The following is a 10,606-nucleotide window of genomic DNA, read 5'->3' on the forward strand; positions in this document are numbered from 1 at the left end:
TTTCCCGCAATTTCCTGTCCGGACTCAACGCCTTGGACCAGTTTCAGTAACTGGCACGTCCTTTGCGAACTCCGCTGCGGCGCGGGATGCCGGGTCATCTGGCGTGCGCGTGAAGCAGAGGAAACAACATGATTCACTCCATCAGTGCGGCCGCGCAGCGGCCGTTTGCCCGCCGCTGGCTCTTAGCCTCGGCTGCGGGTCTTGCGCTGTCGATGGCAGCCGCTTTGCCCGCAAAGGCCCAGGAAACCATCAAGGTCGGCATTCTCCATTCGCTCTCCGGCACGATGGCCATCAGCGAGACCACGCTGAAGGACGTCATGCTCATGCTGATCGACGAGCAGAACAAGAAAGGTGGTCTGCTCGGCAAGAAACTCGAACCCGTGGTCGTTGATCCGGCCTCGAACTGGCCGCTATTCGCGGAAAAGGCCCGCGAGCTGATCACCAAGGAAAAGGTCGCCGCCGTGTTCGGCTGCTGGACCTCGGTGTCGCGCAAGTCCGTGCTCCCGGTGTTCAAGGAGCTGAATTCGATCCTGTTCTATCCGGTGCAGTACGAAGGCGAGGAATCCGAGCGTAACGTCTTCTACACCGGCGCTGCGCCCAACCAGCAGGCGATCCCGGCTGTCGATTACCTGATGAAGGAAGAGAAGGTGCAGCGCTGGGTGCTGGAAGGCACCGACTACGTCTATCCGCGCACCACGAACAAGATCCTCGAGGCCTATCTGAAGTCGAAGGGCGTCAAGGACGAGGACATCTCGATCAATTACACGCCGTTCGGCCACAGCGACTGGCAGACGCGCGTCGCCGATATCGTGAAGTTCGCCTCCGCCGGCAAGAAGACCGCCGTGGTCTCCACCATCAACGGCGACGCCAACGTGCCGTTCTACAAGGAACTCGCCAATCGCGGCGTGAAGGCCAAGGACATTCCGGTGGTCGCGTTCTCGGTGGGTGAGGAAGAGCTCGCCGGCATCGACACCAAGCCGCTGGTCGGCCATCTCGCCGCCTGGAACTACTTCGAGTCGATCAACACGCCCGCCAACAAGGAATTCATCGCGAAGTGGAAAGCCTTCACGAAGAATCCGAAGCGCGTCTCCAACGACCCGATGGAAGCCCATGTCGTCGGCTTCGCCATGTGGGTCGAGGCCGTGAAGAAGGCCGGCACCACCGATCCCGACAAGGTGATCGACGCGCTGCCCGGCACCAAGGCGCCGAACCTGACCGGCGGTGTTTCCGAAATGCTTCCGAACCATCACATCACCAAGCCGGTGTTCATCGGCGAAGTGCGCGCGGACGGTCAGTTCGACGTGGTGTGGAAGACGCCCGGCCTCGTCGCCGGCGATGCCTGGTCGAAGGAGCTTCCGGGCTCGAAGGACCTGATCGGCGACTGGGTCAACCTGAAGTGCGGCAACTACAACACCGTGACCAAGAAGTGCGGCGGGCAGGGTTCCTGACCTTCAAACTCTGACGACGCCGGAGGCGGCGCGCTTGTCGCCGCCTCCATGCATCTCAACGCTGTGCCGGGAACACATGAGATGAGATTGTTGCGCGCAAGAATGCGCACGTGGCTGGCTGTATGCGCGCTGGCGCTCGCATGTCTCGTGGCCGCGCGGCCGGCCCTGAGTCAGACCCTCGATGAGGCGCTGCCGAAATTCGCCGCTGACTCCTTCGGCGACACGGAGGAGGGGATTGCGGCGGTGGCCGCGAGCGGCTCCGCGCGCGCGATCGCGATTATCGAGGCGCTGCAGGCCGGCGAGCTCGTCTTCGATCCGGCGAGCAAGAAGATTTTCATCAAGCGCGGTTCGCAAGTGCTCGACGCCGCGACGGGAGCCGCCGTTGCTTCTCCGCCCGCCGATCTTTCGACTGTCCGCATCAACAACAGGCTGCGCCGCGCGATCGACGCCGCACTCGGCAGTCTCACGCTGATGGCGGCCGACCCGCGCCAGCGACTCGCCTCCGCACAGGCCGTCTTCAAGTCGCGCGATGTCGCCGCGCTGCCGGCGCTCGAGGCGGCGCTTGCCAAGGAGACCGATGCGAGCGTCCAGCGCGCGCTGATGCAGGCGCGGGCCGCGGTCATTCTTTACAAGGATGATGCCTCCGAAGCCGACAAGATCCAGGCGATCGCGGTGATCCGCGATCGGGGCGATCAGGATTCGATTGCGCTCCTCAACGGGCTTTCGGGGAACGCGCCTACCACGGTCAAATCGGAGGCGCAGGAGGCGATCAAGAACATCCAGAGCCAGCTGGCCTTCTGGGAGGTGTTGCAGAACGCCTGGTACGGTCTCTCACTGGGCTCGGTTCTGCTTCTCGCGGCGATCGGCCTTGCGATCACCTTCGGCGTTATGGGTGTCATCAACATGGCGCACGGCGAAATGGTGATGCTCGGCGCCTACGTGACCTTCGTCGTGCAGGAAATGATCCGGGTCCATAATCCGGGCCTGATCGATTATTCGCTCGCCTTCGCGATTCCGCTTGCCTTCCTTCTCGCCGGCGCAATCGGCATCCTGATCGAGCGCACCGTGATCCAGTGGCTTTACGGACGGCCGCTCGACACGCTGCTTGCGACCTGGGGCATTTCGTTGATCCTGCAGCAGGCGGTGCGAACGATCTTCGGCCCGACCAACCGCGAAGTCAGCAATCCGTCCTGGATGAGCGGCGCGTTCGAACTGGGGCACCTCACCATCACCTACAATCGCATGTGGATCATCGTCTTCACGCTTGCGGTGTTCTTCGGGCTCCTCGGTATTCTGCGCTTCACGCGCATCGGGCTCGAAATGCGCGCGGTGACCCAGAACCGCCGGATGGCGGCTCAGATGGGCATCAAGACCGCCAATGTCGACATGTTGACCTTCGGGCTGGGCTCGGGGATCGCAGGTCTTGCCGGCGTTGCGCTGTCGCAGATCGATAACGTCTCGCCCAATCTCGGCCAGAGCTACATCATCGACTCGTTCATGGTCGTGGTGTTCGGCGGCGTCGGCAATCTCTGGGGCACGCTGGTCGGCGCCTTCTCGCTCGGCATCGCCAACAAGTTCCTCGAGCCTTATGCCGGTGCGGTGGTCGCCAAGATCGCGATCCTCGTTCTCATCATTCTCTTCATCCAAAAGCGCCCGCGCGGATTGTTTGCGCTGAAGGGCCGGGCGGTGGAGGCGTGATGCGGATGATGCATATGAGCTTGCCGCAAGCGGACGGTTGCCTCTCGTGCCCTCTCCCCTTGAGGGAGAGGGCGGCTCAGACGGAACCACAGACTCTGATGGGTGAGGGGGTAAAGCGCCTCTGTGAGATCGTTATCCCTCACCCAACGGAGTTTGCTGATCTGCTGGCGTTGCCTTCTCCCCCAAGGGGAGAGGGCGCTGCAATGCGCGCTGCATGCGCGGCAATAGGAGCTTGAAGCATGACCGGCGGGCCGATCATCCGCACGCTCGACCGCCAGGCGGTGGTGTTCCTCACCATACTCGCCGCAGTGGCGATTCTGGTGCCGCTCTCCAATCTCATGCTGCCGGTGTCGCATCCGCTGCATGTGCCGACCTATGCTGTGGCGCTGTTCGGCAAATATGTCTGTTACGCCTTGCTCGCCCTGTCGATCGACCTGATCTGGGGCTATTGCGGCATTCTCTCGCTCGGCCACGGCGCCTTTTTCGCGCTCGGTGGCTACGCCATGGGCATGTATCTGATGCGTCAGATCGGCGATCGCGGCGTCTATGCCAACCCGATCCTGCCTGACTTCATGGTGTTCCTGAACTGGAAGGAATTGCCGGTCTTCTGGTACGGCTTCCAGTCCTTCCCTTACGCGATGCTCATGGTATTCCTTGCGCCGGGTATGCTCGCCTTCCTGTTCGGCTGGTTCGCCTTTCGCTCGCGTGTCACGGGTGTCTATCTGTCGATCATCACGCAGGCGCTCACCTTCGCGCTGATGCTCGCCTTCTTCCGCAACGATTTCGGATTCGGTGGCAATAACGGCCTGACCGATTTCAAGGACATCCTCGGCTTCAACGTGCAGGCCCAGTCGACGCGCGCCGCCTTGTTCGCGCTGTCATGCGTTGCGCTGGGACTGTGCTTCATCGTCTGCCGGAAGATCGTGACCTCGAAGCTCGGCAAGGTGCTGATCGCAATCCGCGATGCGGAGTCGCGCACGCGCTTCCTCGGCTACCGCGTCGAGAACTACAAGCTGTTCGTCTGGACGGTATCGGCCTGCATGGCGGGGCTTGCCGGCGCGCTCTATGTGCCGCAGGTCGGCATCATCAATCCGAGCGAATTCGCGCCGGCCAATTCGATCGAGGCCGTGCTCTGGGTCGCGGTGGGCGGCCGCGGTACGCTGACCGGCGCGGTACTTGGCGCGCTTCTTGTCAATTACGCAAAGACCACCTTCACCACGGGACTCCTCGCGCCTTACTGGCTGTTCGTGCTCGGCGGGCTGTTCGTGGCCGTGACCCTTTTCCTGCCGCGCGGCATTGTCGGGACCGTTGCGTACTGGTGGGGCGAACGGCAGGCGCGGCGGGCGGTTGCGCAAAGCGCCGAGCCCGCGGCCGATGTCGTTGCGAAGCCGGCGGAGTAACGCGGATGGATATGCGAACCACCACGGCGTTGCTTTATCTCGACGGGATCTCGGTGTCGTTTGACGGCTTCAAGGCCCTCAACAATCTGTCGCTGACCATCGAACCCGGCGAGATGCGCGCCATCATCGGCCCGAATGGCGCTGGCAAGACCACGATGATGGACGTGATCACCGGCAAGACGCGGCCGGACGAAGGCACCGCCGTTTTCGAAGGTGAAGCCGATCTGACCGCGCTGGATGAGACCGAGATCGCGCGGCGCGGCATCGGCCGCAAGTTCCAGAAGCCGACCGTGTTCGAGATGCACACGGTCGAGGACAACATCCTGCTCGCACTGAGCATGGACAAGAGCGCGCGCGCCAGCCTTCGCTGGCGTGCCAATGCGGAAGATACGGACCGGATCGAGAAGATCCTCGATACCATCCGCCTCAAGCAGGCGCGCTGGCGTCTCGCCGGGTCGCTGTCGCATGGCCAGAAGCAATGGCTGGAAATCGGGATGCTGCTCGCACAGGAGCCGAAGCTGCTGCTGGTCGACGAGCCGGTGGCGGGCATGACCGATGCCGAAACCATGCAGACCGCGGCGCTGTTGCGCGAGATCAACCGTGAGAAGAGCGTAATCGTGGTCGAACACGACATGCATTTCGTGCGTGAGCTCGGCGTCAAGGTGACGTGCCTGCATGAGGGCTCGGTGCTCGCCGAAGGCTCGATCGATCAGGTGTCGAGCAACGAGCGCGTGGTCGAAGTTTATCTGGGGCGGTGATGGTGCGCGAAACCCTGACCACGTCATTCCGGGGCACGCGCGATGCGCGTGAACCCGGCCACCGGCAGATTTCGAGCGCATATCTGGATTCCGGGTCCGGCGCTGCGTGCCGTCCCGGAATGACGGAGTAATCTCCATGCTCGACGTGAAATCCATCGATCTGCATTACGGTGCGGCGCAGGCCCTGCGCGGCGTCTCCCTATCGGCCAGGGCGGGCGAGGTAACCTGCGTGCTCGGACGCAATGGCGTCGGCAAGACCAGCCTGCTGCGCGCCATCGTCGGCCAGCAGCCGGTGAGCAAGGGCAGCATCGAGTGGGATGGCGCGTCCATCAATGCGCTCAAGCCCTATCAGCGCGCCCGTTCGGGAATTGCAATCGTGCCGCAGGGTCGCGAGATCTTTCCGCTGCTGACGGTGGAAGAAAACCTCAGGACCGGTTTCGCCCCGCTCCCCCGCAGCCAGCGCGAGATCCCGGACGACGTCTTCTCCCTGTTTCCCGTACTGAACAACATGCTGCGCCGGCGCGGCGGCGATCTCTCCGGCGGCCAGCAGCAGCAGCTCGCCATCGGCCGCGCCTTGGTGATGCGGCCGAAGCTCCTTCTGCTCGACGAGCCGACCGAAGGCATCCAGCCCTCGATCATCAAGGATATCGGCCGGGCGATCGCTTACCTGCGCAGTCTCGGAACCATCGCCATCGTCCTGGTCGAGCAATATTACGACTTTGCGCGCGAACTCGGCGATCGTTTCATCGCCATGGACCGCGGTTCGGTGGTGTATTCGTCCGGCAAGGACGACCTTGACGAACCGGCCTTGCGGCGCGCGCTGGCCTTGTAAGACCTCTGTGTGTGAGACTGGCGGTCCTGACATGGCCTCCGTGGCGGCCGTATTCCGGAGAAATTCACTGGCAGACGCCTCGAGCATCTTCGCCCGGAACCGGGCCCATGGCCTCATCGACCTGTCGGTCGGCGCCGATCCTTCGGGGCGCACCCGACGAAACAAGGTCGCCGAGGCCGGGTCGCTGCGCGTGCGTCTCCCCGATCCGAGCGGCCTGGACTGCGAGGCGGTGATCCTGAACACCGCCGGCGGAATTGCCGGCGGCGATGACTTTTCCATCTCGGTCGCTGCCGCCGCGCAGAGCCGGCTCACGGTGACGACCGCTGCGGCCGAAAAAGTCTATCGTGCGATGGACACAGCATCCCGCGTCGCCGTTCGGCTTTCGATTGCCGCCGGCGCAAGCCTGCGCTGGCTGCCGCAGGAGACGATCCTGTTCGACGGCGCCAAGCTGAACCGGTCGATCGAGGTCGATGTGGTCGACGAGAGCGCGCTGCTGCTGGTCGAATCGACGATCTTCGGCCGGTCCGCCATGGGCGAGACCGTGCGCGGTGGCGAACTCGCCGATCGCTGGCGGATTCGCCGCAACGGAACGCTGGTCTTTGCTGATACCCTGCGCTTGTCTGGCGACATTTCCGCATTGCTGGCCAGGCCGGCGGCCGGCGCCGGCGCGACCGCTTTTGCGACCGTTGTCGTTGCGCCTGCCGAGGAGTCTCTCGCCGCCACGATGCGGGAATGCCTTGATCGCTGTTCGTGCGAATGTGGCGTTTCCGCCTGGAACGGGATCGCGGTCGTCAGGCTATGCGCGGGCGATGCCGCACTGCTGCGACGTGACCTCATTTCGGTGCTTCGTCAACTCGGTGGTCCGCTGCCAAGGCTCTGGATGTCGTGAACGACACAAGGACTTTCGTATCGAGGACCATATCGATGACGATATGCACCGATGCTTGCGCCGCCAAAGGGCCTCACATGCTTGCCAAGAATCCGGCAAGTTTGCCAAAATCGCGCGTCTCTTCGGACCATCGGAAGGCCTGCTATGATGTTGACGCCGCGTGAAAAGGACAAGCTGCTGATTGCCATGGCGGCAATGGTGGCGCGCCGAAGGCTCGAGCGCGGCGTCAAGCTCAATCACCCCGAAGCCGTCGCGCTGATCACCGATTTCATCGTGGAAGGAGCGCGTGACGGCAAGACCGTCGCCGAGCTGATGCGCGACGGCGCCCATGTGCTCCGGCGTGATCAGGTGATGGAGGGAATCCCGGAGATGATTCACGATATCCAGGTCGAGGCCACGTTTCCGGACGGCACCAAGCTCGTCACGGTCCACGAACCGATCCGTTGAAAGGCGAGCGATGAAAGCACTTTTCCCTTTTCTGTCACTCATGGTCGCGGGTGCGGCGCCAGCCGCAGCACATACCTCGCTCGTGCCGCACGACCATCCCCACGCCTATAGTCCGTTGCCGGACCTGCTTGTTCTCGCGCTCGCAGCACTTTGCGTCGGACTGGCCTTTGCCGCATTTCGCCGGATGGCGAGGAGATGACGACATGATCCCTGGCGAAGTCTTAGTCAAAGACGGCGATATCGAACTGAATGCCGGCCGTAAATCCGTGACCCTGACGGTGTCGAATACCGGCGACCGGCCGATCCAGGTCGGCTCGCATTATCATTTCTTCGAAACCAATCCGGCGCTGAAATTCGATCGCAAGAAAGCGCGGGGTATGCGGCTCGACATTGCGGCCGGCACGGCGGTGCGCTTCGAGCCCGGCCAGACCCGCGAGGTGCGGCTCGTCGCGTATGGCGGAAAACGGGTGGTCTATGGCTTCCGCGGAGACGTGATGGGAAAGCTTTAGCGGGAGCGTGAGACATGCTCTCAGACGGCGCGAGACGGATTGAGATCGGCGTCGTGCTGCAAGGGGGTGGCGCGCTTGGCGCCTATGAATGTGGCGGCATGAGCGCACTGCTCGAATTGATGGACGAGGCGGAATTCGCAGGCTGCTGCCCGACGCTGCGTGCGGTGAGCGGCGTGTCGATCGGCGCGATCAACGCGGCATGCGTGGTCGGAGCGAAGGACCGGAAGGACGCGCGGCGCCGTCTGAGCGACCTTTGGGACGATCTCACCCTGAACGCGCCGGATTTCTGGCCGAAGGAAGCGCAGCGCGACCTGTCGCTGTTCGGGCTGCCCGGATTTTATCTGCCGCGTTTCGATCTCGTCGGTTTCGGCACCTGGACCTCCTATTACAGCACGCGGCCGCTGCTGCGCACGCTCGAACGGCACGTCGATTTCGCGGCGATCAACAGCAGCGAGACCTGCTTTGTGGTGACGGCTGTCGATGTCGAAAGCGGCGAGCTGAAGCGTTTCAGCAATCGCAGGATCGGCAGTGACGAGCCGTGCCGGATTACCCCCAGTCATATCCTCGCGAGCGGCAGCCTGCCTCCGCAATTTCCGTGGACCGAGATCGGGGATCGTTATTATTGGGATGGCGGGCTCGTCGACAACGCGCCGCTCGGCGATGCGATCGATGCATTCTCCAGCGACAGCGACGTTGAGCGTGTGCTGGTCGTGCTCAATCTTTATCCGCTCCGCGCGCGGAAGCCGCGCACGCTGGCCGATGTCGAAGACCGCATGCACGAACTGAGTTTCGGCAACCATATGCGACAGGATCGCAGGGCCGCCGAACGCATCAACGATCTGGTCGAGACGATCGAACGCCTCGCCGAGCGCGTGCCGCCTGGCCAGATCGACGCCGACCTCCAGCGTCGAATCGACCGTGCGCGCCTCTGCAAGCTCATTCGCATCGTCGATATCGACGTGCAGGGCGTGACGGCCGGCGAAGCCGTGGACGACCAGCACGCATCCGATGGACAATTTGGGCTTCGCGATTTTTCCCGCGAGACGGTGCGCCGCCGTCGCGCGGAAGGCTACCGTGTCGCCCGGATGTCCCTGTCTCCGATCTTCGCAAGTCTCGGACTGGCACAAAGCGACACCCCGCAATCGACCCATTAGGTGCGTTGGAGCAGACATGTCGACGACAATTCCCCGCAGCGTTTATGCCGGCATGTTCGGTCCGACGACAGGCGACCGGGTCCGTCTGGCCGATACCGACATCGTCATCGAGGTGGAGAAGGACTTCACCGTCTATGGCGACGAAGTGAAGTTCGGCGGCGGCAAGGTGATCCGCGACGGCATGGGCCAGTCGCAGATGACCAACAAGCAGGGCGCGGTCGACACGGTCATCACCAACGTGGTAATTCTCGATCACTGGGGCATCGTGAAAGCCGATGTCGGCCTCAAGGACGGCAAGGTCCATGCGATCGGCAAGGCCGGCAATCCCGATGTGCAGCCCGGCGTCACCATCGTCATCGGGCCCGGCACCGAGGTGATCGCGGGTGAGGGCAAGATCCTCACCGCCGGCGGGTTCGATACGCATATCCATTTCATCTGCCCGCAGCAGGTGGACGATGCGCTGATGAGCGGCGTGACTTCTCTGCTCGGCGGCGGGACCGGGCCGGCGCATGGCACCTTCGCCACCACCTGCACGCCGGGGCCGTTCCATATCGCGCGCATGATCCAGGCGGCCGACGCGTTCCCGGTCAATCTCGGCTTTGCCGGCAAGGGCAATGCGTCGCTTCCGGCGGCGCTTGAGGAAATGGTGAAGGGCGGTGCCTGCGCGCTTAAGCTGCACGAGGACTGGGGCACGACGCCGGCTGCGATCGACAACTGCCTTTCGGTTGCCGACGATCACGACATTCAGGTGATGATTCATACCGATACGCTGAACGAAAGCGGCTTCGTCGAGGACACCATCAAGGCCTTCAAGGGCCGCACCATCCACGCCTTCCATACCGAAGGCGCGGGTGGCGGACATGCGCCCGACATCATGAAGGTGGCGGGACTGAAGAACGTCCTGCCGTCATCCACCAATCCGACGCGGCCGTTCACCGTGAATACGCTCGACGAGCATCTCGACATGCTGATGGTGTGCCATCATCTCGACTCGTCGATCCCCGAGGATCTGGCGTTAGCCGAGAGCCGCATCCGCAAGGAGACCATCGCGGCCGAGGACATCCTGCACGACATCGGTGCGCTGTCGATGATGTCGTCGGACAGCCAGGCCATGGGCCGCGTGGGCGAGGTCATCATCCGCACGTGGCAGACCGCGCACAAGATGAAGGTGCAGCGCGGCCCGCTGCCGCAGGACCAGGGCAAAGGCAACGACAACTTCCGCGCCAAGCGCTACGTGGCGAAATACACCATCAACCCGTCGATCGCGCAGGGGATGTCCAGGCACATCGGCTCCATCGAGCCCGGCAAGCTTGCCGACCTTGTCGTGTGGTCGCCGGCATTCTTCGGCGTGAAGCCCGATTGCGTCGTCAAGGGCGGAGCCATCGCCGCCGCGCCGATGGGCGACCCCAACGCGTCGATCCCCACGCCGCAGCCGGTTCACATGCGGCCCATGTTCGGCGCGTTCGGCGGC

The 10,606-nt window shown here is 63.4% G+C and carries 10 protein-coding genes; all 10 read left to right on the top strand.

Going from position 1 to position 10,606, the window contains the following annotated elements:
* Positions 1-128 precede the first annotated feature (128 nt).
* Positions 129-1,448 (top strand): urea ABC transporter substrate-binding protein, encoded by a 1,320-nt coding sequence (gene urtA / locus VN004_RS13010; protein WP_325610636.1) that lies wholly within the window; start codon positions 129-131, stop codon positions 1,446-1,448.
* An 81-nt stretch (positions 1,449-1,529) separates the two neighbouring features.
* Complete coding sequence (gene urtB / locus VN004_RS13015) at positions 1,530-3,146, top strand: urea ABC transporter permease subunit UrtB (RefSeq protein WP_414710296.1); 1,617 nt, start codon at positions 1,530-1,532, stop codon at positions 3,144-3,146.
* Between the two features lie 239 nt (positions 3,147-3,385).
* Entirely contained in the window at positions 3,386-4,546 is a 1,161-nt protein-coding gene (gene urtC / locus VN004_RS13020) for an urea ABC transporter permease subunit UrtC (RefSeq protein WP_325610638.1), read from the top strand.
* Positions 4,547-4,551: 5 nt separating this feature from the next.
* On the top strand, positions 4,552-5,304 hold the full coding sequence (gene urtD / locus VN004_RS13025; RefSeq protein WP_325610641.1) for an urea ABC transporter ATP-binding protein UrtD: 753 nt from the start codon (positions 4,552-4,554) through the stop codon (positions 5,302-5,304).
* Between the two features lie 136 nt (positions 5,305-5,440).
* The gene (urtE, locus tag VN004_RS13030; protein ID WP_325610643.1) at positions 5,441-6,136 is read left to right on the top strand and encodes an urea ABC transporter ATP-binding subunit UrtE; all 696 of its coding nucleotides are present in this window, start codon (positions 5,441-5,443) and stop codon (positions 6,134-6,136) included.
* A 31-nt stretch (positions 6,137-6,167) separates the two neighbouring features.
* Entirely contained in the window at positions 6,168-7,025 is an 858-nt protein-coding gene (locus VN004_RS13035; RefSeq protein ID WP_325610645.1) for an urease accessory protein UreD, read from the top strand.
* Positions 7,026-7,169: 144 nt separating this feature from the next.
* A complete protein-coding gene (locus VN004_RS13040) occupies positions 7,170-7,472 on the top strand; it encodes an urease subunit gamma (protein WP_325610647.1) in 303 nt (100 codons plus the stop codon).
* A 203-nt stretch (positions 7,473-7,675) separates the two neighbouring features.
* A complete protein-coding gene (locus tag VN004_RS13045; protein ID WP_325610649.1) occupies positions 7,676-7,981 on the top strand; it encodes an urease subunit beta in 306 nt (101 codons plus the stop codon).
* A gap of 14 nt (positions 7,982-7,995) precedes the next feature.
* Positions 7,996-9,135: a patatin-like phospholipase family protein gene (locus VN004_RS13050; RefSeq protein ID WP_325610651.1), complete on the top strand. Its 1,140-nt coding sequence runs from the start codon at positions 7,996-7,998 to the stop codon at positions 9,133-9,135.
* Between the two features lie 16 nt (positions 9,136-9,151).
* Positions 9,152-10,606: urease subunit alpha (ureC, locus tag VN004_RS13055; protein ID WP_325610653.1), on the top strand; the 1,455-nt coding region annotated here is incomplete at its 3' end.

It is taken from the genome of Pseudorhodoplanes sp., assembly GCF_035565855.1.
In the GTDB taxonomy this organism is placed as follows: Bacteria; Pseudomonadota; Alphaproteobacteria; order Rhizobiales; family Xanthobacteraceae; genus Pseudorhodoplanes.

Coding starts and splice junctions, on each gene's coding strand:
- urtA (WP_325610636.1), top strand. CDS start 129: ATGATTCACTCCATCAGTGCGGCCGCGCAGCGGCCGTTTGCCCGCCGC.
- urtB (WP_414710296.1), top strand. CDS start 1,530: ATGAGATTGTTGCGCGCAAGAATGCGCACGTGGCTGGCTGTATGCGCG.
- urtC (WP_325610638.1), top strand. CDS start 3,386: ATGACCGGCGGGCCGATCATCCGCACGCTCGACCGCCAGGCGGTGGTG.
- urtD (WP_325610641.1), top strand. CDS start 4,552: ATGGATATGCGAACCACCACGGCGTTGCTTTATCTCGACGGGATCTCG.
- urtE (WP_325610643.1), top strand. CDS start 5,441: ATGCTCGACGTGAAATCCATCGATCTGCATTACGGTGCGGCGCAGGCC.
- VN004_RS13035 (WP_325610645.1), top strand. CDS start 6,168: ATGGCCTCCGTGGCGGCCGTATTCCGGAGAAATTCACTGGCAGACGCC.
- VN004_RS13040 (WP_325610647.1), top strand. CDS start 7,170: ATGATGTTGACGCCGCGTGAAAAGGACAAGCTGCTGATTGCCATGGCG.
- VN004_RS13045 (WP_325610649.1), top strand. CDS start 7,676: ATGATCCCTGGCGAAGTCTTAGTCAAAGACGGCGATATCGAACTGAAT.
- VN004_RS13050 (WP_325610651.1), top strand. CDS start 7,996: ATGCTCTCAGACGGCGCGAGACGGATTGAGATCGGCGTCGTGCTGCAA.